The 24,763-nt window shown below is 66.6% G+C and carries 24 protein-coding genes and 1 tRNA gene; 16 read left to right on the top strand and 9 right to left on the bottom strand.

Going from position 1 to position 24,763, the window contains the following annotated elements; translation table 11 throughout:
- The first annotated feature begins 25 nt into the window (after nt 1-25).
- The 4 genes from WI26_RS24100 to WI26_RS24085 all read left to right on the top strand — a co-directional run bounded on the left by WI26_RS24100 (nt 26) and on the right by WI26_RS24085 (nt 3,848).
- Entirely contained in the window at nt 26-1,063 is a 1,038-nt protein-coding gene (locus tag WI26_RS24100; RefSeq protein ID WP_059466810.1) for an ABC transporter permease, read from the top strand.
- Between the two features lie 76 nt (nt 1,064-1,139).
- On the top strand, nt 1,140-2,081 hold the full coding sequence (locus WI26_RS24095; RefSeq protein ID WP_059466809.1) for an ABC transporter substrate-binding protein: 942 nt from the start codon (nt 1,140-1,142) through the stop codon (nt 2,079-2,081).
- A gap of 43 nt (nt 2,082-2,124) precedes the next feature.
- Complete coding sequence (locus WI26_RS24090) at nt 2,125-3,015, top strand: amidohydrolase family protein (protein WP_059466808.1); 891 nt, start codon at nt 2,125-2,127, stop codon at nt 3,013-3,015.
- Between the two features lie 71 nt (nt 3,016-3,086).
- Nucleotides 3,087-3,848, top strand: a complete 762-nt coding sequence (locus WI26_RS24085) for a FadR/GntR family transcriptional regulator (protein ID WP_069227417.1) — start codon at nt 3,087-3,089, stop codon at nt 3,846-3,848.
- 10 nt (nt 3,849-3,858) lie between these two features.
- Here WI26_RS24085 and WI26_RS24080 read toward each other — a convergent pair whose 3' ends face one another.
- On the bottom strand, nt 3,859-5,100 hold the full coding sequence (locus tag WI26_RS24080) for an NAD(P)/FAD-dependent oxidoreductase (RefSeq protein ID WP_069227416.1): 1,242 nt from the start codon (nt 5,098-5,100) through the stop codon (nt 3,859-3,861).
- Between the two features lie 512 nt (nt 5,101-5,612).
- On the opposite strand from WI26_RS24080, the gene WI26_RS24075 reads away from it, so the two are divergent.
- From WI26_RS24075 to WI26_RS24065, 3 genes are all read left to right on the top strand, one after another.
- A complete protein-coding gene (locus WI26_RS24075) occupies nt 5,613-6,320 on the top strand; it encodes a YfiR family protein (RefSeq protein WP_069227415.1) in 708 nt (235 codons plus the stop codon).
- Nucleotides 6,317-7,585, top strand: coding sequence for a diguanylate cyclase domain-containing protein (locus tag WI26_RS24070; protein ID WP_069227414.1), 1,269 nt, complete (start codon nt 6,317-6,319; stop codon nt 7,583-7,585). Before WI26_RS24075 ends, WI26_RS24070 begins: the two co-directional genes overlap by 4 nt.
- Nucleotides 7,586-7,670: 85 nt before the next feature.
- Nucleotides 7,671-8,180, top strand: coding sequence for an OmpA family protein (locus WI26_RS24065; RefSeq protein WP_069227413.1), 510 nt, complete (start codon nt 7,671-7,673; stop codon nt 8,178-8,180).
- A gap of 243 nt (nt 8,181-8,423) precedes the next feature.
- On the opposite strand, the gene WI26_RS31720 is transcribed toward WI26_RS24065, so the two are convergent.
- Nucleotides 8,424-9,047 (bottom strand): hypothetical protein, encoded by a 624-nt coding sequence (locus WI26_RS31720; protein WP_081334338.1) that lies wholly within the window; start codon nt 9,045-9,047, stop codon nt 8,424-8,426.
- 813 nt (nt 9,048-9,860) lie between these two features.
- Here WI26_RS31720 and WI26_RS24060 point away from each other — a divergent pair.
- The 5 genes from WI26_RS24060 (at nt 9,861) to WI26_RS24040 (ending at nt 14,844) form a co-directional block, all read left to right on the top strand.
- Entirely contained in the window at nt 9,861-10,979 is a 1,119-nt protein-coding gene (locus WI26_RS24060) for a branched-chain amino acid ABC transporter substrate-binding protein (RefSeq protein WP_059447700.1), read from the top strand.
- A gap of 184 nt (nt 10,980-11,163) precedes the next feature.
- Nucleotides 11,164-12,090 carry a high-affinity branched-chain amino acid ABC transporter permease LivH gene (gene livH, locus WI26_RS24055; protein ID WP_034204313.1) on the top strand — a complete coding sequence of 309 codons (927 nt, stop codon included), beginning with the start codon at nt 11,164-11,166 and terminating at the stop codon, nt 12,088-12,090.
- 11 nt (nt 12,091-12,101) lie between these two features.
- Nucleotides 12,102-13,373, top strand: coding sequence for a high-affinity branched-chain amino acid ABC transporter permease LivM (locus WI26_RS24050; protein WP_059466802.1), 1,272 nt, complete (start codon nt 12,102-12,104; stop codon nt 13,371-13,373).
- Nucleotides 13,370-14,143: a high-affinity branched-chain amino acid ABC transporter ATP-binding protein LivG gene (livG, locus tag WI26_RS24045; protein WP_059447698.1), complete on the top strand. Its 774-nt coding sequence runs from the start codon at nt 13,370-13,372 to the stop codon at nt 14,141-14,143. Before WI26_RS24050 ends, livG begins: the two co-directional genes overlap by 4 nt.
- Complete coding sequence (locus WI26_RS24040) at nt 14,143-14,844, top strand: ABC transporter ATP-binding protein (RefSeq protein ID WP_059466800.1); 702 nt, start codon at nt 14,143-14,145, stop codon at nt 14,842-14,844. Before livG ends, WI26_RS24040 begins: the two co-directional genes overlap by 1 nt.
- 117 nt (nt 14,845-14,961) lie before the next feature.
- Here the strand turns inward: WI26_RS24040 and WI26_RS24035 are convergent, their stop codons facing one another.
- From WI26_RS24035 to WI26_RS24025, 3 genes are all read right to left on the bottom strand, one after another.
- Complete coding sequence (locus tag WI26_RS24035; protein WP_059512012.1) at nt 14,962-15,369, bottom strand: DUF2000 family protein; 408 nt, start codon at nt 15,367-15,369, stop codon at nt 14,962-14,964.
- A gap of 44 nt (nt 15,370-15,413) precedes the next feature.
- Entirely contained in the window at nt 15,414-16,271 is an 858-nt protein-coding gene (locus WI26_RS24030) for an AraC family transcriptional regulator (protein ID WP_069227412.1), read from the bottom strand.
- A 154-nt stretch (nt 16,272-16,425) separates the two neighbouring features.
- Nucleotides 16,426-17,403 (bottom strand): AraC family transcriptional regulator, encoded by a 978-nt coding sequence (locus WI26_RS24025; RefSeq protein ID WP_069227411.1) that lies wholly within the window; start codon nt 17,401-17,403, stop codon nt 16,426-16,428.
- A 41-nt stretch (nt 17,404-17,444) separates the two neighbouring features.
- Here WI26_RS24025 and WI26_RS24020 point away from each other — a divergent pair, with 41 nt between their 5' ends.
- Nucleotides 17,445-18,194, top strand: coding sequence for an SDR family oxidoreductase (locus WI26_RS24020; RefSeq protein ID WP_069227410.1), 750 nt, complete (start codon nt 17,445-17,447; stop codon nt 18,192-18,194).
- 92 nt (nt 18,195-18,286) lie between these two features.
- Here WI26_RS24020 and WI26_RS24015 read toward each other — a convergent pair whose 3' ends face one another.
- The gene (locus tag WI26_RS24015) at nt 18,287-19,588 is read right to left on the bottom strand and encodes an aspartate aminotransferase family protein (RefSeq protein WP_059466795.1); all 1,302 of its coding nucleotides are present in this window, start codon (nt 19,586-19,588) and stop codon (nt 18,287-18,289) included.
- A 76-nt stretch (nt 19,589-19,664) separates the two neighbouring features.
- On the opposite strand from WI26_RS24015, the gene WI26_RS24010 reads away from it, so the two are divergent.
- Nucleotides 19,665-20,549, top strand: a complete 885-nt coding sequence (locus WI26_RS24010) for a LysR family transcriptional regulator (protein ID WP_196480757.1) — start codon at nt 19,665-19,667, stop codon at nt 20,547-20,549.
- A gap of 136 nt (nt 20,550-20,685) precedes the next feature.
- Here the strand turns inward: WI26_RS24010 and WI26_RS24005 are convergent, their stop codons facing one another.
- Nucleotides 20,686-21,348 (bottom strand): FMN-dependent NADH-azoreductase, encoded by a 663-nt coding sequence (locus WI26_RS24005; protein WP_069227409.1) that lies wholly within the window; start codon nt 21,346-21,348, stop codon nt 20,686-20,688.
- A 113-nt stretch (nt 21,349-21,461) separates the two neighbouring features.
- Between WI26_RS24005 and WI26_RS24000 the strand changes: the two genes are divergently transcribed.
- Nucleotides 21,462-22,313: a LysR substrate-binding domain-containing protein gene (locus WI26_RS24000; protein ID WP_069227408.1), complete on the top strand. Its 852-nt coding sequence runs from the start codon at nt 21,462-21,464 to the stop codon at nt 22,311-22,313.
- Between the two features lie 157 nt (nt 22,314-22,470).
- On the opposite strand, the gene WI26_RS23995 is transcribed toward WI26_RS24000, so the two are convergent.
- A tRNA-Leu gene (locus WI26_RS23995) sits at nt 22,471-22,555 on the bottom strand.
- 140 nt (nt 22,556-22,695) lie between these two features.
- Here WI26_RS23995 and WI26_RS23990 point away from each other — a divergent pair.
- Nucleotides 22,696-24,021 carry a leucine-rich repeat-containing protein kinase family protein gene (locus WI26_RS23990; protein ID WP_069227407.1) on the top strand — a complete coding sequence of 442 codons (1,326 nt, stop codon included), beginning with the start codon at nt 22,696-22,698 and terminating at the stop codon, nt 24,019-24,021.
- Between the two features lie 44 nt (nt 24,022-24,065).
- Here WI26_RS23990 and WI26_RS23985 read toward each other — a convergent pair whose 3' ends face one another.
- Entirely contained in the window at nt 24,066-24,695 is a 630-nt protein-coding gene (locus WI26_RS23985; RefSeq protein WP_069227406.1) for a LysE family translocator, read from the bottom strand.
- Nucleotides 24,696-24,763: the final 68 nt, after the last annotated feature.

Raw genomic sequence — 24,763 nt, 5'->3', positions numbered from 1 at the left:
CCGCCGATCCAGACGCCTACCGACCATGTCCAACGATACGCATCCCGTTCCGCCCCTTGCTTCCGGCGACACGCCGGCCACCGCATCGAGCCTGAGGTCGCGCTTCTTCAATCCGGCCGCGCGGCAGAAGCTGCTCGCGTTCGCGAGCCTCGTGCTGCTGATCGTGTTCTTCAGCTTCGCGTCGTCGAACTTCCTCGAAGTCGACAACCTGGTCGCGATCCTGCAGGCCACCGCCGTGAATGGCGTGCTGGCGGTCGCGTGCACTTACGTGATCATCACGTCTGGCATCGACCTGTCGGTCGGCACGCTGATGACGTTCTGCGCGGTGATGGCCGGCGTCGTGCTGACGAACTGGGGCATGCCGCTGCCGCTCGGGATCCTGGCCGCGCTGTGCTTCGGCGCGTTGTCGGGCAGTGTGTCGGGCTTCGTGATCGCGAAGATGAAGGTGCCGCCGTTCATCGCGACGCTCGGGATGATGATGCTGCTCAAGGGGCTGTCGCTCGTGATCTCGGGCACGCGGCCGATCTACTTCAACGACACGCCGGGTTTCACGTCGATCGCGCAGGATTCGCTGATCGGCAGCCTGGTTCCCGCGCTGCCGATCCCGAACGCGGTGCTGATCCTGTTCCTCGTCGCGGTCGGCGCGTCGATCGTGCTGAACCGGACCATCTTCGGCCGCTACACGTTCGCGCTCGGCAGTAACGAGGAGGCGCTGCGGCTGTCCGGCGTGAACGTCGACGCGTGGAAGATCGCCGTCTATACGTTCAGCGGCGCGGTGTGCGGGATCGCCGGGCTCCTGATCGCGTCGCGGCTCAATTCCGCGCAGCCCGCGCTCGGGCAGGGCTACGAGCTCGACGCGATCGCGGCCGTCGTGATCGGCGGCACGTCGCTGTCGGGCGGCGCGGGCAGCATCGTCGGCACCATCATCGGCGCGTTCATCATGAGCGTGCTGACCAACGGCCTGCGCATCATGTCGGTCGCGCAGGAGTGGCAGACGGTCGTGACGGGCGTGATCATCATCCTCGCCGTCTACGTGGACATCCTGCGCCGGCGTCGCCGCTGACGCACGCACGAACACACATGCGCTTCACCGCCGGCCGGGCCGGCATTTCAGTCGATACCAACCAAGGAGACGCGAAGTGATCAGGAGCAAGGTGTTGAACGCGATCGTCGGGCTGACGTTCGCCGTCGGCGTCACGGCCGGCGCGCAGGCGCAGGAAGCCTACATTCCGCTGATTTCGAAAGGGTTCCAGCATCAGTTCTGGCAGGCCGTGAAGGCGGGCGCGATGCAGGCCGCGAAGGACTACAAGGTGAAGGTGACGTTCGAAGGCCCCGAAACCGAAGCGATGGTCGACAAGCAGATCGACATGCTGTCCGCCGCGATCGCGAAGAAGCCGGCCGCGCTCGGCTTCGCGGCGCTCGACAGCAAGGCCGCGCTGCCGCTCCTGAAGAAGGCGCAGGCCGAGAAGATCCCGGTCATCGCGTTCGACTCCGGCGTCGACAGCGACATCCCGGTGACGACCGCCGCGACCAACAACAAGGCCGCCGCCGCGCTCGCCGCCGACAAGCTCGCCGCGCTGATCGGCGACGAGGGCGAGGTGGCCGTGGTCGCGCACGACCAGACGAGCCGCACCGGCATCGACCGTCGCGACGGCTTTCTCGAACGGATGAAATCGGCGCACCCGAAGGTGCAGGTCGTGACCGTGCAGTACGGCGAAGGCGACCAGTTGAAGTCGACCGAGGTGACGAAGTCGATCCTGCAGGCGTATCCGAAGCTCAAGGGACTGTTCGGCACCAACGAAGGCTCGGCGATCGGCGTGGTGAACGGTGTGCGCGAGATGAAGCGCAAGGTCGTGATCGTCGGCTACGATTCCGGCAAGCAGCAGAAGGACGCGATCCGCAGCGGGCTGATGGCCGGCGCGATCACGCAGAACCCGGTCGGCATCGGCTACAAGACCGTCGAGGCGGCCGTGAAGGCGATCAAGGGCGAGAAGTTGCCGAAGGTCATCGATACCGGTTTCTACTGGTACGACAAGACCAACATCGACGACCCGAAAATCACGGCGGTGTTGTACGACTGAGCGTGACACCACGCGACGCACGACGATGAAACACGAGGGCACCATGGGCGCAGTGCGTATCGATTCCCACCAGCATTTCTGGCGTTACCGCGCGGCCGACTATCCGTGGATCGGCCCGGGGATGAGCGTGCTCGCCCGCGATTACCTGCCCGACGCGCTGTGGCCGCAGATGCATGCGCAGGCGCTCGGTGCATCGATCGCGGTGCAGGCGCGCGCCGGACGCGACGAGACGGCGTTCCTGCTCGATCTTGCCCGCAACGACGCGCGTATCGCGGCGGTGGTCGGCTGGGAGGATCTCGGTGCGCCGGAACTTGCCGAGCGCATCGCCGAATGGGCGAGCCCGAAGCTGCGCGGCTTCCGTCATCAGGTGCAAGACGAGCCCGACGTCGGTGCGTTCGTCGCGGATCCCGCGTTCAATCGCGGCGTCGCATGGCTGCAGGCGAACGGTTACGTGTACGACGTGCTCGTGTTCGAACGTCAGTTGCCCGATGTGCGCGCGTTCTGCGCGCGGCACGATGCGCACTGGCTCGTGCTCGATCATGCGGGCAAGCCCGCGCTCGCGGCGTTCGATCGCGACGACACCGCGCTTGCGCGCTGGCGTGCCCGGTTGCGGGAACTGGGCGCGCTGCCGCATGTCGTGTGCAAGCTGTCGGGGCTCGTGACCGAGACGGACTGGCGGCGCGGCCTGCGCGGGCAGGACATCCGCCACATCGAGCAATGCCTCGATGCGGCGCTCGATGCGTTCGGCCCGCAGCGGCTGATGTTCGGGTCGGACTGGCCCGTGTGCCTGCTCGCGGCGTCGTATGACGAAGTGGCGTCGCTGGTCGAGCGCTGGGCCGAAGCCCGGCTGTCGGCGGCCGAGCGCGATGCGTTGTGGGGCGGTACCGCCGCGCGGTGCTATGCGGTGCCGGGCGATACGAAGCCCGGCATATAGAATAGGCGCGAACGGCCTGATGCTGCATTCGTCGGACCGTCCGCAACGCAACCGCTTACCTGTATCAACGTATGTCCATCCAGCCGATTCAGAACCGCCGCCTCTACCAGCAGATCGCCGACAAGCTCAGCGCGATGATCGAGTCAGGCGACTTCCCGCCGGGCAGCTACCTGCCGCCGGAGCGCGAACTGGCCGAGCAGTTCGGCGTGTCCCGCACGTCGGTGCGCGAGGCGCTGATCGCGCTCGAGGTGAACGGTCTCGTCAGCGTGCGCGTCGGCGACGGCGTGAAGGTGCGGCAACCCGAAGCGGTCGCCGCACCGGAATCGCGGGTCCATACGACGGTCGCGCCGTTCTCGATCGTCGAGATCGATCCGGAGCTGGGGATCGCGATCGACCTCGATACCGAAATCCCGCCGTTCGCGCTGCTCCAGGCGCGCCGATTGATCGAGCCGGAGGCCGCGTCGCTTGCCGCGAAACACGGCTCGGACGCGCAGATCGAAGCGATTCACGAGGCGTTCCTGCGCAATCAGGAAGACAACCGCAGCGGCTCGCTCACGCATCCGGGCGACCGGCTGTTCCATATCCGTATCGCGGAAGCGAGCGACAACCCCGCGTATGCGCTGATGATCAAACAGCTGCTCGCGCACAAGTACGACCTGATGTTCCAGCGGCTGCAGTCGCTGTACATGCCGGACGACATGCCGCATCGGTCGGAACTCGAACACCGCGCGATCCTCGACGCAATCCGCGCGCGCGATCCGGAGGCCGCGCGCCGCGCGATGGCCGAGCATCTCGACGAAGTGATCCGGATCTTCGGCCGCGCGCTCGACTGAGCGCGCGAGGTCAGAACCGGTCGGCGCGGTAAGGCGTCGGATCGGTGAACGGCGTTTCCCCGGTCATCATCTCGGCCAGCAGGCGACCTGAGACCGGGCCGAGCGTCAGCCCGTGATGGTTGTGCCCGAACGAGAACCACAGCCCGCGATGCGCGGGCGCGGGGCCGATCACCGGCCGCATGTCGGGCGTGCATGGGCGGAAGCCGAGCCACGGGTGCGGGTCGAGCCGTTCGCCGAAGCCGAACACCGGGCGTGCGATGCGTTCCGCGCGATCGAGCTGCACGCCGGTTGGCGGCAGGCCGCGCCGCGCGATCTCGACGCCGGTGGTCAGCCGCAATCCGCGCCGCATCGGCGCGATCACGTAGCCGTATTCGCGATCGACGATCGGCGCCGACGGCGTGCCGCGTTCGGACGGCGCGTAGTGCATGTGATAGCCGCGCTTCTCGCGCAGCGGAATCTTGTAGCCGAACTTGCCGAACACCGTGTCGGACCACGGGCCGAGCGCGACGACGACGGCCGGCGCGGCGATCCCGCCTTCGTCCGTCGTGACCTGCCAGCCGGGCGACAGCGCGTCGAGGCTCGCGGCATCGCCGGTGAGCAGCGTGCCTCCGCCTTGCACGAAGAGTTGCGCATAGGTTTTGACGAGCGCGGACGGATCGACGACGCTTTTCGGATCGAGCCAGTGCAGCGCGCCGCAGAAGCCGGCGGCAAGGCTCGGTTCCCGGGCGCGAAGTGCCGCGGCATCGAGCGGCGTGATGCCGAGCCCGTGGCGGCGCGCAGTGAGCCCCGCATCGGCGACCGCGCGTTCGAACGCGGCCGGCGTGCGGAACGCTTCCATCCAGCCACTCGCGCGCACCAGTTCACCGGCGCCGGCGCGCGCGATCAGCGCATCGTGCTCGACGATGCAGCGTTCGATCAGCGGCAGCATGTCGCGCGAGGCCGCGGCGTGACGCAGCGGCGCCGATTCCCACCAGAAACGCGCGAGCCACGGCGCGAACGCGGGCAGCGACGCACTGTGCCAGTAGAGATCGGTGGAGCGGTTGAGCGCGTAGCGCATCAGCGTGAACGGGCTGCGCGGGAACGGATACGGTTCGATCGATGAGCGTTCGATCAGCCCCGCATTGCCGAAGCTTGTGCCTTCGCCGGGTGCGCCGCGGTCGACGAGGGCGACCTTGCGGCCGCGATCCTGCAGGTGCAGTGCGGCGGAGACGCCGATGATGCCCGCGCCTAGAACGATGACGTCGAAGTCCATGGAGGGAACGCGAAATAGACGGTTGATGATCGACACTCGAAGTCGGCGACGAGCGCGTCGGCCGGTGTCCGGAACTGCAATCGAATGAATCAGCAAGGATACTCGTGAACGCGGTGATGTGCGAATTGCGCTCCCTCGCCCGGAGCGATGGAGTATCTGGAGACCGGGTGACTTGATCGCATTCGAGCCCTTCGTCCGAACTCGCCATGTCCGTGGAGCACACGAACTGGCAGGTGTTCCGGACCGGATCGCGCAAGTCGATGTGCGCCGCTGCGGAACGTATGAAGTTTGACCCGCACGGTCGTACTGTCAGCTGATCAATTACCGGCGTCGCATCGGCGCGAACAGCACCGATTCCGCATACTTTCCGACGCGAGTCGCGGGTGTATCCCACTGGTTCGGGATGCAGATTTTTACCTAAGATGGAAGCATTCGTGCGCGCGACACGGTGCCTGCGCGCGCACGGCAGGCGGGAGGCAAGGCGGGGAACGACTGCAGCTGATGTTTCCATCATGGATGCGAGTGTTTGCGCGGCGGCCGCGAGTCATGCGGCCGCATCGACGCCAGCGGGCGCGGCGGCAATCGCCGCACGGATGGCGTCCGGCCGGTCGGGCCGAGTCGCCAGGTTGCGCCACGCGTTCATCGCAATCGTTTGCGTTCTGAGCGTTGCCCCGGCCGTCCCTGCCGGTGCGCCGGCCGATACCGGCGCACCGAACGACGCGGTGCAGCTCGCCGCCGCCGCGACGCCCGTCGGCCCGACCAGCCCCGCCTTTTCGTCACACGACTCCGCCGTGCGCCAGGTCGTGCTCGGCATCGTCAGTTTCACGCGCTGGCCGACGACGCCCGTCCGGCTGCATCTGTGCGTGACGGGCAGGCCCGACTACGCCGGCGACCTGACCGACACGATGCAGGCCGGCTCGACCGTGCTCGACGTGCAGCGCGTCCGCGTCGACGATCCCGCGCTCGGCCTCGCGTGCGACGTCGTGTATCTCGGCGCGCTCGGAAACGATGAGCGAAAGCGGGTGAGAACCGCGCTGGCCGGCCATCCGGTGCTGACCATCGCCGAACACGATCCGTCATGCACCGCGGGCAGCATGTTCTGTCTCACGGTCGAAGGCGAACACGTCACGTTCGACATCAATCTCGATGCCGTCGCGCGCAGCGGCGTGCGCGTGCATCCGAACGTGCTCAATCTCGCGCGGCGGACGCTGACGCCATGACACGTTCCGCGCCCTCCATTTCGCCTTCGCGTGTGTCGCGCCCGACGCTGCAGAGCGTGTTGCGCCGCGCCCATTTTCGTCTCGCGTTCGTCGCGGTCGCGATGGCCGCCGTGTCGCTGATCGTCGTCGCCGTGATTGCGTTGCGCGCGTACGCCGGCAACAACCTGAACCTGCTGGCGCGCTCGCTCGGTTACACGGTCGAGGCGGCCCTCGTGTTCGGCGACCGCGTCGCGGCGAACGAGGCGATCGCGATGATCGCCAACGACGAGGACGTCGCGCAGGTGGTGGTCACCGATGGCAGAGGCCAGTTGTTCGCGACGTGGAAACTGCCGGCCGAAGGCCGGATCGCCCGGCTCGAGCGCGACGTCGCCACGCTGGCGCTGCCCGGGCCCGTGAGCGCACCGGTGATGCACGACGGCATCGTCATTGGCCAGGTCATCGTACGCGGTCGCGGGCATCAGTTTTTTGGATTCCTGATCGGCAGCATCGGCGGCATTCTCGGTGGCCTCGCCGTCAGCGTGCTGGGCGCGTATGTCAGCTCGAAGCGTTTGCTGCGCAACATCGTTGCGCCGCTGCGCGCGCTGGCCGGCGTCGCGCACGCCGTGCGGCGCGAGCGCGCATTCGCGCGTCGCGTCGAGCCGGTGGCGATCGCCGAACTGAACGATCTTGGCGACGACTTCAACGCGTTGCTCGACGAATTCGAAGACTGGCAGAACACGCTGCGCGACGAGAACGCGTCGCTCGAACACAAGGCGACGCACGACGCGCTCACGGGGCTGCCCAACCGCGTGCAGTTCGAGTCGCGTCTGTCGGTTGCGCTCTGCGACGCCGTCGTGACGGGCCAGCGCGTCGCCATCCTGTATCTCGACTGCGATCGTTTCAAGGAAATCAACGACGGCCTTGGCCACGATGCGGGCGACGCGGTGCTGATCGGCGTCGCGGCGCGGTTGCGCACGCAGGTGCGCGAGACCGATCTCGTCGCCCGGCTGGGCGGCGATGAATTCGCGGTGATGCTGACGGCCGTGCGCGATACGGACAGCGCGTCCCGGATCGCCGACGAGATCTTGTCCGGCATGGTGCCGTCGATCGAACTGCCCGACGGACGCATGGTGGCCACCATGATGAGTGCCGGGATTGCGCTGTATCCCGAGCATGCGTCCGACGCGAGCGGCTTGCTGCGCGCGGCGGATGCCGCGATGTACCGCGCCAAGCGTGCGCGGCCGGGGTCGTGGCAGCTGGCGGAGGGCGTAGCGGGACGGGTTTGATGTCTATCGTTTCGCGTCGCGGGGCGAGGCCGCGGCGGCGGGATAATAAGCGCGCTCGAAGCGGGCGCGCACGAAGGGGACGATCATGGATGACGCGTTGCCTGTGAGCATTGGGAGGATGTGCGTCGCGAGCGCGGTGCTTCTATGCCTGCTGCTTGGCGGATGCAAGACGCCGCCGCTTCATCGGGGGCTCACGCAGACACAGGTTACGGCGCTGAAGTCGGCCGGCTTCCAGGAGACCGAGCAGGGGTTCGAGTTCGGGTCGACCGGGCCGATTCTGTTCGATTTCGACCGGTACAACCTCAAGCCGGATGTCAGGCGGATCGTCGAGCGAATCGGCAGGACGTTGAGGTCGGCGGGGATCAACGGGGTGCGGGTGTACGGCTACTCCGACGAGGAAGGGGACGCTGCCTACGATCTCGAGTTGTCCCGGCGGCGGGCGGAGGTGGTGGCGATCGAGCTTGCGGATGTCGGGCTGGACGGGAAGCGGATCGCGGTGGTGGCGAAGGGGAAGAATGATCCGGTGGGCGATAACCGGACGCCGGCCGGGCGCGCGCAGAATCGGCGGGCGGCGATTGTGGTTTCGCCGAGGTGAGGGCGCTCTAATGCGATGTCGCCCTTTGGCGGTGCGCATCGAGCGCGTTGTGTTCGTGACCGATCGCGTTCAGTTGCCTGCCAAGATCGGTCGCACGCCGTTTGGAAGGGAGCCAATGACGGAACTCCATGCGTCGACGGGGGCGTGGCTCGGTGCGGAACGGCAAGCCGCAGCAGGGCGCGGATGCACACTGAACGAGATTTCGCCGCATGCTGTGTGAGGCCGTTGCCGATCGCCCCATCCTCACCAAGCGATATGGAAAGACGAGCGCGATGCCCCTGCACCGCCTGTCGCCCTGCAATGCGAACCCGCGCCGTTGTCATGGAACGTCCGCGTCTCCGGCTGCGGCATTGACGGATCGTACGGATTCGGCGCACCGTGCAAACCGCGCGCGGCATCGAAAGGGCGCGTGGGCGCATACGAAATCCTGCCGCCAGGCGCTTGTGATCCGTTGGCCCTCAGATAATCGGTCCAGTTCTGCGCGCGCTGTTCGTATCGGGGCAATGCGCGACCGAAGCTATCGCTGCCGCCCGCGCCGAGCGCGACGCGATTCGAAGGCCATGCAGAATCGCCAGCCCCGTGTTCAACCGAAGGCCGCGGCTTGACGAGCGTATCGCCCGAAACCCGCAACGGCCGCGTATCCGGCGTATCGAACGGACTACGTTCAATCGGGGCTGCGAATTTCACACGCGGCGTCGTTTGCGCTGCTCGTGCACCATGTCCAACCACAGCCCGACGTTCCGCACGAAACACATTGGCACTGCCGGAGCGATCAACCAGCGGATCGTGGCCCGAAGCGTCGGCAATAGAAACAGAAAGCGCAGAGGCAAGCGCAGCGACGGAAGAAAATCGGAGAGGGCGATTCATCGGGATCCGAACCAGGTGATATGCACTGAGAAAAAACGGCAGATCACTGGCTGGCGGCTCGGCGACGACTGGGCGTCGAAGCGGCCCTGAAGCGACTGCGAAGCGCGGACGGTGCGACTCGCAGGAAGGCTGGCTGGATTGCTGAAGGGAGTCCGCATTATTTTACACAATTAACAACCAGCTTTCGTGTGCCGGATGAATGTCGGCAAACAGAAGGATTGTCCGCGCGGATGCATCGTCCGGCCCCGCTGCACGCCAACGCAATCATCAGTCGATTGAATTTCGATGATCAGACCCCAACCGCCCGAAAAAGCATGCAACGCGCGACAGCCATTCGCCGAAAACCCAAACCCATCAAGGCCTCACCTCACAGGCTCACCCGAAATCGCAACCGAATTGCACCCCTGGCAAACGTTCTCCGTCGGCCGTAGTTGCTCCCGAATCGCCACCTCGCACGCGCCAAGTTTCTCCGTGTTTTCCCTCATAGAAGCGGCATTTTTGACAGACGATTTAAAAACCCCCATATAATTTCGACTGCCTTGCCAACGGCTGTCGGACCATCCCTCCGAACGAGCAGTTGGCAAGCGGGGCAGGCGAAACGCTTGCGCAATGCAAGACGCATCACGATGTCTTTCCGAACCAGACGTCCCCCTTGGGGGACTGCAAGAGCCGGGCCCCGCTACGCAACATCCCTCCGCAGGTCCGTCTTCATGTGTCTCGGGCGTGTCCCATGTCCTCGCCCCGGGTGCTGTTCGATTGCGCAAGTCATGCCGCCTTTGCCCGTATGACTAAACAACATCGAGGAGCTCCCAGATGACGCTGTCCCGTCTTACGTCCATTTCCGTCGCCGCCGTGCTGTTCGCCGCCGGCGCCGCCGCCGCGCAAGCGGAAACCGTGAAGATCGCCATCGCTGGTCCGATGAGCGGCTCGGTCGCCCAATACGGCGACATGGTGAAGGCCGGCGCGCTGACCGCGATCGAACAGATCAACGCGGCCGGCGGTGCGGGCGGCAACAAGTTCGAAGTCGTGCAGATGGACGACGCATGCGAACCGAAGCAGGCCGTCGCCGTCGCGAACAAGATCGTCAGCCAGAAGATCAAGTACGTGATCGGCCACGTGTGCTCGGGTTCGACGATCCCCGCATCCGACATCTACGAAAACGAAGGCATCGTGATGGTCACGCCGTCGGCCACGGCGCCGCAGCTGACGGAAGGCAAGAAGCGCCACTTCATCTTCCGCACGATCGGCCGTGACGACCAGCAAGGCCCGGCCGCCGCGCACTACATCATCAACAACGTGAAGCCGAAGAAGGTCGCGGTCCTGCATGACAAGCAGTCGTACGGCCAGGGCATCGCGTCGTCGGTGAAGAAGGACCTCGAAGCCGCGAAAATCCCGGTCGTCCTGTTCGAAGGCATCAACGCCGGCGATTCGGACTACTCCGCGATCATCACGAAGCTGAAGTCGCAAGGCGTCGACTTCGTGTACTTCGGCGGCTATCACCCGGAAATGGGCCTGCTGATGCGCCAGGCGCGCGAGCAGGGCGTGAAGGCCACGTTCATGGGGCCTGAAGGCGTGGGCAACAAGGACGTGACGGCGATCGCCGGCCCGGCTTCGGAAGGCATGCTGGTCACGCTGCCGGCCGACTTCTCGGCCGATCCTGCCAACGCAGCGCTCGTGAAGGCATTCGCGGACAAGAAGCGCGACCCGAACGGCCCGTTCCAGATGCCGGCGTACGCGGCGGTGAAGATCATCGCCGACGCGATCGCGGGCGCGAAGACGACCGACCCGACGAAGGTTGCCGCGTACATGCACAAGACGACGTTCGACACGCCGATCGGCAAGGTCGCGTATGACGCACAGGGCGACCTGAAGGCGTTCAAGTTCGTCGTCTACACGTGGCACAAGGACGCGACGAAGACCGCCGCCAAGTAACAACGGAGTATCCGCCCGCGCACCCGCCCTGTCCGAGACCCGGACGGGGCGGGTGCGTATTGGTCGAGCATCGGCCCGTTGCTCGACCAACGGGCGGCCCGAGACGACACCGTGCGTTGCGCGCGGCCGAACGCCGTGATCCGGCGACGGCACGCGACCCAGCGCCAACGGGAGCTTCCCGCACATGACTGACTTCTTTCCTCAATTCGCCCAGCAGCTGGTCAACGGCCTGACGCTGGGTGCGATCTATGCGTTGATCGCCATCGGCTATTCGATGGTCTACGGCATCATCGGCATGATCAACTTCGCCCACGGCGAGATCTACATGATCGGCGCGTACGTGGGCCTCGTGACCCTCACGGCCATCGGCATCTCCGCCGGCTATCCGCTGCCGCTCGTGCTCGGCGCCGCACTGATCGTGTCGGTGATCGTCACCGGCCTGTACGGCTTCGCGGTCGAGCGCGTCGCGTATCGCCCGCTGCGCGGTGGCCCCCGCCTCGTGCCGCTGATTTCCGCGATCGGCATGTCGATCTTCCTGCAGAACTACGTGCAGATCGGCCAGGGTGCGCGCGACGTGTCCGTGCCGGTGCTGATCTCCGGCGCATTCGACATCCACCTCGGCGGCGACTACGACGTGACGATTCCGTATGCGCGTCTGCTGATCGTCTGCGTGACGCTCGTGCTGATGATCGCGCTCACGCTGTTCATCTCGCATTCGCGGATGGGCCGTGCGTGCCGCGCGTGCGCCGAGGACATGAAGATGGCGAACCTGCTCGGCATCGACACGAATCGCGTGATCTCGTTCACGTTCGTGCTCGGCGCGATGCTGGCGGCCGTCGGCGGCGTGCTGATCGGATTGACGATCGGCAAGCTGAATCCGTACATCGGCTTCGTCGCGGGCATCAAGGCGTTCACCGCCGCGGTGCTGGGCGGGATCGGCAGCATTCCGGGCGCGATGCTCGGCGGCGTGCTGCTGGGCCTCGCCGAAACCTTCGCCGCAGGCTACATGCCGGCCGAGTACAAGGACGTCGTCGCGTTCGGCCTGCTCGTGCTGATCCTGCTCTTCCGCCCGACCGGCCTGCTCGGCAAGTCGGACATCGAAAAGGTTTGAGGGAGACGCAGATGAGTCAAGTCATTTCCGTTCGCCGCCCGGCCGCCGACGCGTCGATCGGCCAGGCGTTGAAGAATGCCGCGGCCGCCGCGCTGCTGACGGCGATCCTCACGATTCCGGTGCTCGGCCTGCAGCTGAAGCTCGACGGCTATCAGGTGGTGCTCACGCCGCACTGGCGGCCGGTGTGGATCGCGGTCGCGGCCGTGTTCCTGTTCCAGCTGTTCAAGCCGTGGCTCGTGCGCGCGAAATCCGTGGTGAAGCTGCCGTCGATGCCCGCGATGGGCGCGCAGCAGCAGCGCGCGATCATCTGGGTGCTGCTCGCGGTCGGGCTCGTGTGGCCGTTCTTCGGCTCGCGCGGTGCCGTGGACGTCGCGACGCTCGCGCTGATCTACGTGATCCTCGGCCTCGGGCTGAACATCGTGGTCGGTTTCGCGGGGCTGCTCGATCTCGGCTACGTCGGGTTCTATGCGGTCGGCGGCTATACGTACGCGATGCTGAACCAGTATTTCGGGCTGTCGTTCTGGGAGTGTCTGCCGATCGCGGCGATTGCCTCCGCGACGTTCGGCTTCCTGCTCGGCTTCCCGGTGCTGCGCCTGCGCGGCGACTATCTCGCGATCGTCACGCTCGGCTTCGGCGAAATCATTCGCCTGCTCGCGAACAACCTGACGAGCCTCACCGGCGGCCCGGACGGCATCTCGAGCATTCCGAAGCCGACGGTGTTCGGCTTCGAGATGGCGCGCTCGGCGAGCGTCGAGGGCGCGAAGACGTTCCATGAACTGATCGGGCTGGAATACAGCGGCGAGCACATGGTGATCTTCCTGTACCTGATCGCGCTGGTGCTGGTCGGCTTCACGCTGTTCGTGACGAGCCGCCTGATCCGCATGCCGATGGGCCGCGCATGGGAAGCGCTGCGCGACGACGAGATCGCATGCCGTTCGCTGGGGCTGAACCCGACGCGCATCAAGCTGTCGGCGTTCACGCTTGGCGCGGCGTTCGCGGGCATTGGCGGCGCGTTCTTCGCGGCGCGTCAGGGCCTCGTGAATCCTGAATCGTTCACCTTCATCGAATCGGCGCTGATCCTTGCGATCGTCGTGCTCGGCGGGATGGGTTCGCAGCTTGGCGTGATTCTCGCGGCGATCCTGCTGACCGTGCTGCCGGAAGTCGCGCGCGGCTTCGCCGAGTACCGGATGCTGATCTTCGGCCTGGTGATGGTGTTGATGATGATGTGGCGTCCGCAGGGCTTGTTGCCCGCGAGCCGTCCTCACGTGGAGCTGCCGCAATGAGCGCGAATGCAGAATTGTTGAAGGTCGCCGGGCTGCAGATGCGCTTCGGCGGATTGCTCGCGGTCGACGGCATCGATTTCGACGTGCGCCGCAACGAGGTGTTTGCGATCATCGGGCCGAACGGCGCGGGCAAGACCACGGTGTTCAACTGCGTCGGCGGCTTCTACAAGCCGACCGGCGGCGACGTCGTGCTCGACGGTCACGCGATCGCGGGGCTGCCTAGCCACAAGATCGCGTTGAAGGGTCTCGTGCGCACGTTCCAGAACATCCGCCTGTTCAAGTCGCTGACGGTCGTCGAGAACCTGCTCGTCGCGCAGCATCGCAAGGTGAAGTCGGGGATGCTGCACGGCCTGTTCGCGACCCCCGCGTATCGTCGTGCGGAGAAGGAAGCACTCGAACGCGCGGCCGTATGGCTCGAACGGATGGGCCTGACGTCGGTCGCGAACCGGCCGGCCGGCACGCTGTCGTACGGGCACCAGCGGCGCCTGGAGATCGCGCGCTGCATGATCACCGAGCCGCGCCTGCTGATGCTGGACGAGCCGGCGGCCGGTCTCAACCCGCAGGAAAAGATCGAGCTGCAGCACCTGATCGACAAGCTGCGCCGCGAGTTCGGCGTATCGGTGCTGCTGATCGAACACGACATGAGCCTCGTGATGGGCGTGTCGGACCGCATCCTCGTGATGGAGCACGGCCGGCCGATCGTGATCGGCACGCCGGAAGCGGTCCGCAACGACCCGCGCGTGATCAAGGCGTATCTGGGGGAAGAGTGATGCTGAAGCTGGAACAGGTCCATACGCACTACGGCGCGGTCGAGGCGCTCGCGGGCGTGTCGATCGAGGTGAACAAGGGCGAGATCGTCACGCTGATCGGCAGCAACGGCGCCGGCAAGACGACGCTGATGATGACCGTGTGCGGCACGCCGCGCGCATCGTCGGGCCGCGTGCTGTTCGAGGGCACCGACATCACCGCGATGTCGACGCACCAGATCATGCGGCAGGGGATGGCGATCTCGCCGGAGGGGCGACGCGTATTCCCGAGCCTGACGGTGCTCGAGAACCTGAAGATGGGCGGGTTCTTCGCGAGCCGTCATGAGATCGACGACGGCATCGAGCACGTGTTCAAGCTGTTTCCGCGCCTGAAGGAGCGCGCGGCGCAGCGGGCCGGCACGATGTCGGGCGGCGAGCAGCAGATGCTGGCGATCGGCCGCGCGCTGATGAGCAAGCCGCGCCTGCTGCTGCTCGACGAGCCGACGCTCGGTCTCGCGCCGCTCGTGATCGCGCAGATCTTCGACATCATCCGCACGATTCGCGACGAGGGCGTCACGGTGTTCCTGGTCGAGCAGAATGCGAACAAGGCGCTGGGCGTGGCCGATCGCGGTTACGTGCTCGAAACGGGGCGTGTGGTGCTGGCGGACACGGGCGCGAACCTGCTCGCGAACGACCGGATCAAGCAGGCGTATCTCGGCGGTTGATTTCAGGCGCCGCCGATCCGGCGCGGATCGGCGGCGAGCCGTCCGACGGAAATCCATCGTCGATTCGGTTTCGATCGAAGCCGAATCGACGCCCGTCGAATCCTCCTCCCGCCGCGCTCATGCGTGCAGTGTCAATCCCTTCACAGCCTTGTCCACGGCTTTCTTCGGCCCGTGCAGCGCCAGGCCGACCAGATCCAGATTCGCCGCATCCTCGGCGCGAAACACTTCGCGATTGGCCGCGTCGTGCCCGGTCGAGAACATCGCGCGCACGTACGGCATGATCCTGACTTCGCGCGACAGCGCATGCCGATGCGCGGCCTGCAGGCCGTCGAGGTCGGCCGCGAACACCAGCATCGGCTGCCCGAACATGCGGCCGTAGCGATTCCCGGCCGCATCCTCGTAAGGCTCGCCGAGCGCTTCGGGCGCGCCGGCCGCGATGCCCGTCGCGAGAAACGCGACCACGTTGAGTTTCTGCCACGTCGCGAGATCGTCGCGCACGATCAATGCCACTTTCGTATCGAACATGAGTGCTCCTCGTTGAAGCGCTCATGATCGTGCGACGCGCGCGATCAGTCTGGAACGTTTGTGCACATCCGCCGGTACGCGGCCGGTGTGACCCGGTACGCGCGCCGGAACCAGCGACCCAGATGGCTCTGGTCGGCGAATCCGACGTCGGCGGCCGCCTGCGCGGGCGTGCGGCCGGCCGCCAGCAGCCGGCGCGCGGCGCGCAGCCGCAAGCGCACCAGGTACGCGTGCGGCGACGTGCCGAATGCGCGCTGGAACAGTCGCGTCAGCCGGAAGCGGTCGATGCCGGCGTGCGCGGCGAGTTCGTCGAGCCCGAGGTTGCCATCCATGTGCGCGTGCAGCAGGTCGCGTACGCTTGCGATCGCGGGCGGCACGGCAAGCTCGTGCGCCGCGAGCGGGGCGCGCAGCTCACCGCCGAGCCGCGTCAGCAGGCGGTCGAGCGTCTGATCGCGCGCAAGCCGGCCCTCATTGCCATGAATCGCGAGAAAGGCCTGCCGGATCGCGTGGACGAGGTCGCGGTCGTCGACGAGCGTATGGCCGAAGGAAGCTTCGACACTGCCGAGGCCCGGCAGGCCCAGCCGGCTCGCGGCCTGTTCGACCCACGGCAGCGGCAGGTACAGCATCCCGTAGGTAAAGCCGCCTTCGTCGGGCGCATGGCCGTCGTGCAGCGCGCCCGGCTCGATCAGGATCGCGCGGCCCGGCACGCTCGTATGCAGCGACCGGTGGCACCGGAAACGCTGCACGCCGTGTTCGGTATAGCCGATCAGCATGTCGTCGTGATCATGCGGATCGTACGCATGGCCGCTGAAATGCGCATGCAGGCTCTCGATTCCCGTTTCCGGATCGCGCCGCGCGTCGAGCCAGTTGCCGGGCTCGACCGCACCGTGAGTGGTTGTCGTCATGGCTTGCCTCGCGGGTCGTCGTCTGCGCCGTAGTGTACGCAAGCCGGGGGCGGCCCGCTGCGCGCATGGCCGACGATCGCGCGGTGCCGCGTCCGAAAACGGCGGCGCATGTCCGATGAGCCGTGTGGCGCCCGCGGTGGCCCGTCCGCGCGGTTCATTCGTCGAGTGCAGCCGCCCGTTCGTCGCGCGCGTATTGCGCGGGCGGCCGGCCGACATGCCGCGCGAACGCGACGCTGAAGGTGCTCGCGGAGCTGTAGCCGACGCGCGCGGCGATTTCGGCGATGCGTGCGTCATTGCGGCGGAGCAGGTTTTTGGCGAGCGCCATTCGCCACGTGAGCAGGTATTCCATCGGCGCGACGCCAACCGCGCGGCTGAAGCGCTCGAAGAAGGTCGAGCGCGACAACGCAGCCTCCTTCGCGAGCTCGGCGACCGTCCACGGGTGCGCGGGGCGCGCGTGCATGCCGCGGATCGCGGCCGCGAGGCGGCTGTCGGCGAGCGCGCGCACGAGGCCGGGCGATGCGTCCGTGCCGGTCGAGAATCGCAGGGCCTCGATCAGCAGCACTTCCACGAGGCGCGACAGCACGATCTCGCGCGCGGGCCGCTGCGCGCGAGATTCATCCCGCACGAGCTGCACGAGCGTGGTGAGGCGCGGTTCACCGCGCACGTGCACGCATTGCGGCAGCAGCGACACCAGCAGCGCGGCGTCGGGCGAAGCGAAGCTGCAGTTACCGGCCATCATCTGCATGTCGATCGGGTTGCCGGCGTCGCCGATCCGGTATTCGCCATTGTCGAGCGGGACCGGCGGCGCAGTTTCGACGCCGGGCGGCGGCGGTTCGAGGCTGGACATCGCGACGCCGTAGGCTGCCGGAATCAGCACGAAATCGCCGGGCTGCAGCTCGAGCGGCGCGTGCCCGTCGATCGCGATCCGACACCCGCCGTCGAGGATCGCGCAATAGAACGGCTCGCCCGCGACCGTGCGGTTGATCGCCCAGGGGCTTGCGCCGTGAACGAGCTTGGAGTGCTGTGCGCCCGGTTTCAGCAGCGTCACGACTTCGGTAAGCGGGTCGATCATCGCTGGACTTTCGCAAAAGAAAAGCGGATTTTCGATTGTAGCGAATACGGGTTTGGCCATCTATCGTACGCACACATGCCCAACACATCACAGGAGTTCGCATGAAAACCGTACTGATCACCGGCTGTTCCTCCGGCTTCGGCCTCGAGATCGCGCGTCATTTCCTGGCCCGCGACTGGCAGGTCGTCGCGACGATGCGCACGCCGCGAGAGGACGTGCTGCCGTCGTCGGAACGTCTGCGCGTGTTGGCGCTCGACGTGACGAAACCGGACAGCATCCGCGCCGCGATCGACGCCGCCGGACCGATCGACGTACTCGTGAACAACGCGGGCATCGGGGCGGCTGCGCCGGCGGAGCTGACGCCGGTCGACACGGTGCGCGCACTGTTCGAGACCAACACGTTCGGCACGATGGCCGTCACGCAGGCGGTGCTGCCGCAATTTCGGCAGCGCGGGGCCGGCGTGGTCGTGAACGTCACGTCGAGCGTCACGCTGAAGGTGTTGCCGCTCGTCAGCGCATACCGCGCGAGCAAGGCGGCGGTCAACGCGTATACCGAATCGATGGCCGGTGAACTCGAACCGTTCGGCGTGCGTGTGCATCTGGTGTTGCCGGGGCGCGCGCCCGATACGCGTTTCACCGACAACGCGCGCGGAAACATGCTGGGCTTCGAGCACGACGCGTATGCGGAATTTGTTCAGCAGGCTGTCGCGCGCATGCTCGATGCGTCCGCGCCGATTACCCATGCGCAAGACGTTGCCGACGCCGTGTGGCGTGCGGCGACCGATCCGTCGAGCCCGCTGCGCATCCCGGCCGGCGCCGACGCCGAAGCGTGGGCGGCCGAGGCGCGCTGATCGGGGGGGAACCCGGGCTGTGCTCCGTCACGCGGTTCGGTCGAATCGGGCGACGGCCCGCGTGACGAAGCGAAGCGCGTTGCCGAGCGCCGTTACAGCGCGCGCCCGATCGCCTGTTCCAGCAACGACAGCCCCAGATCGATTTCCGCTTCGCTGACGGTGAGCGGTGGTGCGATCCGGAATACGCCGCCCATGCCGGGCAACTGCACGATGTTCATGCTGAGCCCGAGCTTCATGCACTCGCGCGTGATCTTCGCACCGAGCCCGTCCGCCGGTTCCTTCGTCCGCCGATCCTTGACGATCTCGACACCGAGCAGCAACCCGCGTCCGCGCACGTCGCCGATGCAATCGAAGCGTTCCATCAGGTCGAGCAGTCCGCGCCGGAGCCGGTCGCCCATCACATTCGCCCGCCGGACGAGGCCGTCGCGCTGCACCACGTCGAGCACGCGCAGGCCGACCGCGGCCGGCAGCGGGTCCGACACGTGCGTCGTGTAGAACAGGTAGCCGAGTTCGTGCGCGCGCTCCTCGATCCGCGCGGACGTGACGACGGCCGCGAGCGGTAACCCCGCGCCGAGCGTTTTCGACAGCGTGAGGATGTCGGGCGTCACGCCGTCGCGCTGGCACGCGAACATCGTGCCGGTGCGCCCGACGCCGGTTTGCGCCTCGTCGAGGATCAGCAGCATCCCGCGCTCTTCGCACTTGCGCTTGAGCGCCGCCATGTAGCCTTCCGGCAGTTCGATGATGCCGCCCGAACTGAGGATCGGCTCCGCGATGAACGCGGCGAGGCTGCCGCTCGACTGGCGATCGATCAGGTCGAATGCGTAGTCGAGTTCGGCGAGCGGGTCGTAGGCGCCGTCGCGCTCGAAGCGCGGCCGGTACGTGAACGGCGCCGGAATCGCGAATGAACCGACGGCGGCGGGGCCGACACCCTTGCGCCCGGCGCTGTACGTGGCGGACGCCGCCGCGCCCGTCATCCCGTGCCACGACTGTGCGAAACCGACGATCTCGTACTTGCCGGTGACAAGCTTCGCCATCCTGATCGCCGCTTCGTTCGATTCCGCGCCGGTGCTCAGCAGCAGCGCGCGATCGAGCCCGGGCGGCGTGATGTCGGCGAGGCGAGTCGCGAGATCGACTACCGGGCGCGACAGCATCCCGCTGAACAGGTGATCGAGCTTGCCCGCGTAATCGCCGATGACGGAGACGATCTCCGGATGGCAGTGCCCGAGCACCGCGCTCATTTGCCCCGACGTGAAATCGAGGATCGCGCGGCCGTCGGCGTCGTAGACGAAGCTGCCTTGCGCGCGCTCGACGATCATCGGCTCGAACGTGCCGCCGTAGCGGATCAGGTGCTGCCTGGCGTTGTGCCAGAAGGTTGCGTCGTCGTTCAGGGACATCGGGCTTCTCCGGACAAGGGCGGCGAACGCTTGCAGTCTAGGCGCCGGTCTGGTTTTATGGAAACGAATAGTTCTTATGCAAGGTAGAAAAGGAGCTAATACCTTGGCGCGTTCGCTTGAAATCGACCTGTTGCGCTCGTTCGTCGTCATCGCCGAGATGCGCTCGCTCAGCCGCGCGGCGGCGCGCGTCGGCCGCACACAGTCCGCGCTGAGCCAGCAGATGCGGCGGCTCGAGGAAAGCGTCGACCAGCCACTGTTCCAGCGCACCGGCCGCGGCGTGGTGCTGACGCATCCCGGCGAGCGGCTGCTCGTGCATGCGCAGCGCATTCTGCGCCGGCACGACGAGGCGATGGCCGACCTGTGCGGCACCGGGTTGTCGGGCACGATCCGGTTCGGCTGCCCGGACGATTACGCGGCCGTGTTCCTGCCGTCGCTGCTGCGGCAGTTCTCGAGCCAGCATCCGCAGGCGATCGTCGAGGTCGTGTGCGGGCCGACGCCGCGGTTGCTTGAGCACCTGGACAAGCGGGCGGTGGACCTGGCGATGGTTTCCGTGCCGGACGACGATTCGGGAGAAGATTTCATCCGCCGCGAGCAACTGGTCTGGATCGGCTATCCGGGGCTCGATGCCGCGCAGTTCGAGCCGTTGCCGCTCGCGCTGTCCGATCCCGACACGCTCGATCACATCGCGGCTCGCGACGCGTTGGCGCGCGCAGGGCGCGACTATCGCGTCGCGTACGCGAGCAGCAGTCTCGCGGGGCTCATCGCGCTCGTGCGCTCCGGGCAGGCGTTCGCGGTGATGACGCAAACGGCGGTGCCGGCGGATCTGGCGATTCTCGCCGGGGATCGAGGGCTGCCGCCGTTGCCGGCGGTCGGCATCACGTTGCGATTCGACCGGAAGCGGCCGTCGCATCTGACGGCGGCGTTTGCGGAACATATTCGGGCGGTGTTGCCGGTGCTGTGACCCGAAGTCATCGCGCCGGCAACGCCGGCACCCATGCCGAGTGCTTCGTGACGGATCGCCGGCGCGATAAGAGGGTTCATCAAGGAGTACCGATGAACGCGAGCAAGCGCGTCGACGCTCTCCAGCGATCGGCCGGTCAGCCATCGACGGAAGCGGGTGCGGATGAAGCCGCCGCGTGCGCCAGCATCAGCGCCCGTTCGCGCGCAGCCGCTCGGCCCGCGTGATCAATATCCGGTCCAAACAGCGTTTTCTCGACGGTGATCGATTCGATGTCGATGATGCCGATGAAGCGCAGCCACGCTTCGAGTAACGGCTGCTGAAAGTCGAACGACTCGGCAGGCGTGCTCGATTGCCTTGAATAGTCGAGGCCTCTCGCATAGATCACGACTGCCTTCTTGCCCTTCAGCAATCCCGCCAACCCACGCTCGTCGAACGAGAACAGGATGCCGCGGTGAGACACTGCGTCGATGAAATGCTTGAGCTTGTACGGGATCGAAAAATTCCACAGCGGCACGGAGAACAGCAGCGTATCCGCGTCGTACATCCGCTGCGCCAGTTGCCGGAAACCTGCCCACGCCTGCTGCTGCCTTTCGCTGAGCGGCGTGCCGCTCAAGTCCGCGTATTTGGCATCGAGCGCATCGCCGTCGAGTTCCGGCAGCTGCGTGGCCCACAGGTCAAGCACGTCGACCCGATGCTCCGGATGTGCGTCGCGCCACGCTTGCAGATATGCGTGCGCAACGTCGAGTGACACGGACCGCGATTTGCGCGGGGAAGATTCGATATGCAGCAAGGTCGACATGGAATGGCTCCTGACGGGTTGACGGCCCTCATAAGAACATAGTTAGATTCAAAATATAAATGAAGTATCATCGCGGGATTCAGTAGAATCCGCACTGTATTGCTGGGCATCTCATGTTCGATACCGTTTTGCTGCGCTCTTTCGTGGCCGTCGTCCAGGAAGGCGGGTTCACGCATGCCGCGGCCCGTCTGAATCTCACGCAGTCCGCGGTCAGCGCGCATCTGCGACGCCTGGAAAAACAGGTCGGTCGCGACCTGCTCGTGCGCACCACGCGCTCGGTCACGCTGACAGTGGATGGCGAACTGCTGCTGGGTTACGCGCGCGCCATCCTCGCGCTCAATCAGGACGCGCGCGCGCAACTGATGCGCGAGCCGAGCGCGGGCACGATCCGCGTGGGTCTGTCGGAAGATCTCGCCAATGCCAGGCTGATGCATGTGATGCAGGCGTTTGCCGTGCGGTACCCGCGCATCGCATTCAGCATCAGGGTCGGTATCCCGGGCGAACTGCTCCAGGCGCTGGATCGCGGTGAACTGGATGTGGTGATCGGTGGACGCTGCCACGACGGGCCGACCGGGCGCGTGCTCTGGCGCGAACCGCTCGTGTGGGCGGGGGCGGAGCGGGCGCCGCTCACGCCTGGCGTACCGGTGCCGATTGCGCTGCTGCCGGAGCCCTGTCCGTATCGTGAGGCGTCGCTGGCAGCACTGGCCCGCGCCGGCGTGGATTACCGGATCGTGCTCGTGTGCCCGAGCGGCGCCGGCCTGCGCGCCGCGGCGCACGCGGGCTTTGCAGTGACACCGATCCTGCACACACAACTTGTGCACGGCTTGTGTGCCATTCCGTCGGATGCAGGCCTGCCCGCGCTGCCCGATGTCGAATTCACGATGTTCGCGGCGCCGGGCGCGCCGGCCCGGGTTATCGATGAACTGGGCAACGCGATCGTGCTGGCATTCGCACACAACGGATGACCACGTTCGTCGCGGCGGCAGAGGAGGGATTATCGCGGCCAGAGGTACGTGCATCGTCATCGGTTCGCGAAATGCCACGAGGAACCATAAAAAAACCCGCGAAGCCATGCGCTGTCGCGGGTTTTTACAGATGCACGAAACACGGAAGAACCGTGTCTGGTGCCGACGGCGAGACTCGAACTCGCACAGCTTTCGCCACTACCCCCTCAAGATAGCGTGTCTACCAATTTCACCACGTCGGCACTGCAAGGGGCCGAATTGTAGCGTTACATTGCGCGTTTGTGAAGAGGGTGTGACACATCGAGCGGATACGCGAAAGCGATCCCGGTAGAATTCGGGCGATTGGTCCGACGACCGTCGCCATGGCTACCCGATTTCCACCGTGACCACCACCCTCGAACAACTGCAGGCCGGCCAGCTGGCGGGCGCCCGGCAACTCAAGCTCGCGTGCGGGCTGACCGAATTTCCGCGCGAGATCTTCGATCTGGCCGACACGCTCGAAGTGCTCGACCTGTCCGGCAATGCGCTGTCGGCGCTGCCGGACGACCTGTCGCGGCTGCGACGCCTGCGCATCCTGTTCGCGTCCGGCAATCGCTTCACCGAATTTCCGGAAGTGCTCGGTACGTGCGCCGAACTCGACATGATCGGCTTCAAGGCGAACCGGATCCGCACGGTGCCGCCCCGTTCGCTGCCGCGCGCGCTGCGCTGGCTGATCCTGACCGACAACGAAATCGATGAACTGCCCGCCGGGATCGGCGATTGTGCGCGCTTGCAGAAGCTCATGCTCGCGGGCAACCGGCTGCGCGCATTGCCGCCAGAAATGGCTGCCTGCCGTGCGCTCGAACTGGTGCGGCTTTCGGCGAACCGGCTCGACGCGCTGCCGGACTGGCTGTTGCGCCTGCCGCGCCTCGCGTGGCTCGCGTCAGCGGGCAATCCGTTGGGCGCCGTGCCGGAAGCTGCGGCTTCGGCCGAGCCGGGCGTCGCGGACATCGACTGGAGCTCGCTTGCCTGCGATCAGAAGCTCGGCGAAGGCGCATCGGGCGTCATTTATCGCGCGCAATGGCGGGCGGACGGCCACGGGCCGCGCGAGGTCGCGGTCAAGCTGTTCAAGGGGGCCGTGACGAGCGACGGGCTGCCCGATTGTGAAATGGCCGCCTGCCTGCACGCCGGGCGTCACCCGAACATGATTCCGGTGATCGGCAAGGTGCACGGCCATCCGGACGGCACGCACGGCCTCGTGATGGAACTGGTCGATCCGGCGCTGACGAACCTGGCCGGGCCGCCGAGCTTCGCGTCCTGCACGCGCGACGTGTATGCGGCCGATGCGCGATTCGCGCCGGCCGAGGCATCGCGGATCGCGCTCGGCATCGCGTCGGTTGCGGCGCACCTGCACGCGCGCGGCATCATGCACGGCGACCTGTACGCGCACAATATCCTGCACGACGGCAAGGGCGGCGCGCTGCTCGGCGATTTCGGCGCGGCGTCGGTCTACGACGTGAACGACCGCGTGCGCGCGGCGCGGCTCGAACGGCTTGAAGTCAGGGCGTTCGGCTATCTGCTGGACGAGTTGCTGGCGCGATGCGAGCCGCGTGCGTGGGAACATCCGCATGCACTCGATGCGCTCGCGGCCGCCTGCCTGAACGCGGACATCGATGCGCGGCCGTCGTTCGGCGAGATCGCGGCGGCGCTGGCCGCATCGAAGGGCTGACGGCGCCGTCCGCGTCGCGACGCAGGCCGTCCGCGTGCCGGCGCCTATGCCTGCCGCGCGGCCAACAGCTTGATCCCGAGCCCGACGAACAGCAGCCCGCTCGCGCGTTTGGCCGCGCGTACCCACGGGCCGACGCCGATGCCGCGATGGAGCCGGCGCACGCCGAACGAATAGACGCTGTGCACGACGACGACGGTGCACGCGATCGTCACGTACATCACGACGAACTGCATTGCGACCGGGCGATCGTACGCGATGAACTGCGGCATGAACGCCGACAGGAAGATCATCGTCTTCGGATTGCTGCCCGACACGAACAGCGCTTCGCGGAACAGCTTCCTGTGGTCGGGTTCGACGATCGCGGCGCGGCTGTCGGGCGAGCGTGCGTTGCGGTCGCCGCGCAGTTGCCGGATGCCCAGAAAGATCAGGTACGCGGCGCCGATGACCTTCATCGCGACGAACAGCGGCGGCATCGCGGCCAGCACCGCGCCGACGCCGAGCGCGACGAGCATGACCACCACACCTTGCGCGACGAGGTTGCCCGCGATCGTCGCGGCGGTGCCGCGCGAGCCGTAGCGCACCGTGTTGCGGATGACGAGCAGCACGTTGGGGCCTGGCGACAGCGTCGTCGCGAGGTAGGCTGCGGCAAACAGCATCCAGGTCTGAATGGACATGCGTTGCTCCGAGAGGGGTTCCGGCGGCCGGGATGATGCGATGATGCCACGCCAAAATGGCGCGGAGC

It is taken from the genome of Burkholderia diffusa, assembly GCF_001718315.1.
Taxonomy (GTDB): Bacteria; Pseudomonadota; Gammaproteobacteria; order Burkholderiales; family Burkholderiaceae; genus Burkholderia; species Burkholderia diffusa_B.
This window is presented reverse-complemented; position numbering and strand designations above follow the sequence as displayed.

Excerpts from the sequence above, each read along its gene's own strand:
- WI26_RS24100 (WP_059466810.1), top strand. The coding sequence starts at position 26 with ATGTCCAACGATACGCATCCCGTTCCGCCCCTTGCTTCCGGCGACACG.
- WI26_RS24090 (WP_059466808.1), top strand. The coding sequence starts at position 2,125 with ATGGGCGCAGTGCGTATCGATTCCCACCAGCATTTCTGGCGTTACCGC.
- WI26_RS24085 (WP_069227417.1), top strand. The coding sequence starts at position 3,087 with ATGTCCATCCAGCCGATTCAGAACCGCCGCCTCTACCAGCAGATCGCC.
- WI26_RS24080 (WP_069227416.1), bottom strand. The coding sequence starts at position 5,100 with ATGGACTTCGACGTCATCGTTCTAGGCGCGGGCATCATCGGCGTCTCC.
- WI26_RS24075 (WP_069227415.1), top strand. The coding sequence starts at position 5,613 with ATGGATGCGAGTGTTTGCGCGGCGGCCGCGAGTCATGCGGCCGCATCG.
- WI26_RS24070 (WP_069227414.1), top strand. The coding sequence starts at position 6,317 with ATGACACGTTCCGCGCCCTCCATTTCGCCTTCGCGTGTGTCGCGCCCG.
- WI26_RS24065 (WP_069227413.1), top strand. The coding sequence starts at position 7,671 with ATGGATGACGCGTTGCCTGTGAGCATTGGGAGGATGTGCGTCGCGAGC.
- WI26_RS31720 (WP_081334338.1), bottom strand. The coding sequence starts at position 9,047 with ATGAATCGCCCTCTCCGATTTTCTTCCGTCGCTGCGCTTGCCTCTGCG.
- WI26_RS24060 (WP_059447700.1), top strand. The coding sequence starts at position 9,861 with ATGACGCTGTCCCGTCTTACGTCCATTTCCGTCGCCGCCGTGCTGTTC.
- livH (WP_034204313.1), top strand. The coding sequence starts at position 11,164 with ATGACTGACTTCTTTCCTCAATTCGCCCAGCAGCTGGTCAACGGCCTG.
- WI26_RS24050 (WP_059466802.1), top strand. The coding sequence starts at position 12,102 with ATGAGTCAAGTCATTTCCGTTCGCCGCCCGGCCGCCGACGCGTCGATC.
- livG (WP_059447698.1), top strand. The coding sequence starts at position 13,370 with ATGAGCGCGAATGCAGAATTGTTGAAGGTCGCCGGGCTGCAGATGCGC.
- WI26_RS24040 (WP_059466800.1), top strand. The coding sequence starts at position 14,143 with ATGCTGAAGCTGGAACAGGTCCATACGCACTACGGCGCGGTCGAGGCG.
- WI26_RS24035 (WP_059512012.1), bottom strand. The coding sequence starts at position 15,369 with ATGTTCGATACGAAAGTGGCATTGATCGTGCGCGACGATCTCGCGACG.
- WI26_RS24030 (WP_069227412.1), bottom strand. The coding sequence starts at position 16,271 with ATGACGACAACCACTCACGGTGCGGTCGAGCCCGGCAACTGGCTCGAC.
- WI26_RS24025 (WP_069227411.1), bottom strand. The coding sequence starts at position 17,403 with ATGGCCAAACCCGTATTCGCTACAATCGAAAATCCGCTTTTCTTTTGC.
- WI26_RS24020 (WP_069227410.1), top strand. The coding sequence starts at position 17,445 with ATGAAAACCGTACTGATCACCGGCTGTTCCTCCGGCTTCGGCCTCGAG.
- WI26_RS24015 (WP_059466795.1), bottom strand. The coding sequence starts at position 19,588 with ATGTCCCTGAACGACGACGCAACCTTCTGGCACAACGCCAGGCAGCAC.
- WI26_RS24010 (WP_196480757.1), top strand. The coding sequence starts at position 19,665 with ATGCAAGGTAGAAAAGGAGCTAATACCTTGGCGCGTTCGCTTGAAATC.
- WI26_RS24005 (WP_069227409.1), bottom strand. The coding sequence starts at position 21,348 with ATGTCGACCTTGCTGCATATCGAATCTTCCCCGCGCAAATCGCGGTCC.
- WI26_RS24000 (WP_069227408.1), top strand. The coding sequence starts at position 21,462 with ATGTTCGATACCGTTTTGCTGCGCTCTTTCGTGGCCGTCGTCCAGGAA.
- WI26_RS23985 (WP_069227406.1), bottom strand. The coding sequence starts at position 24,695 with ATGTCCATTCAGACCTGGATGCTGTTTGCCGCAGCCTACCTCGCGACG.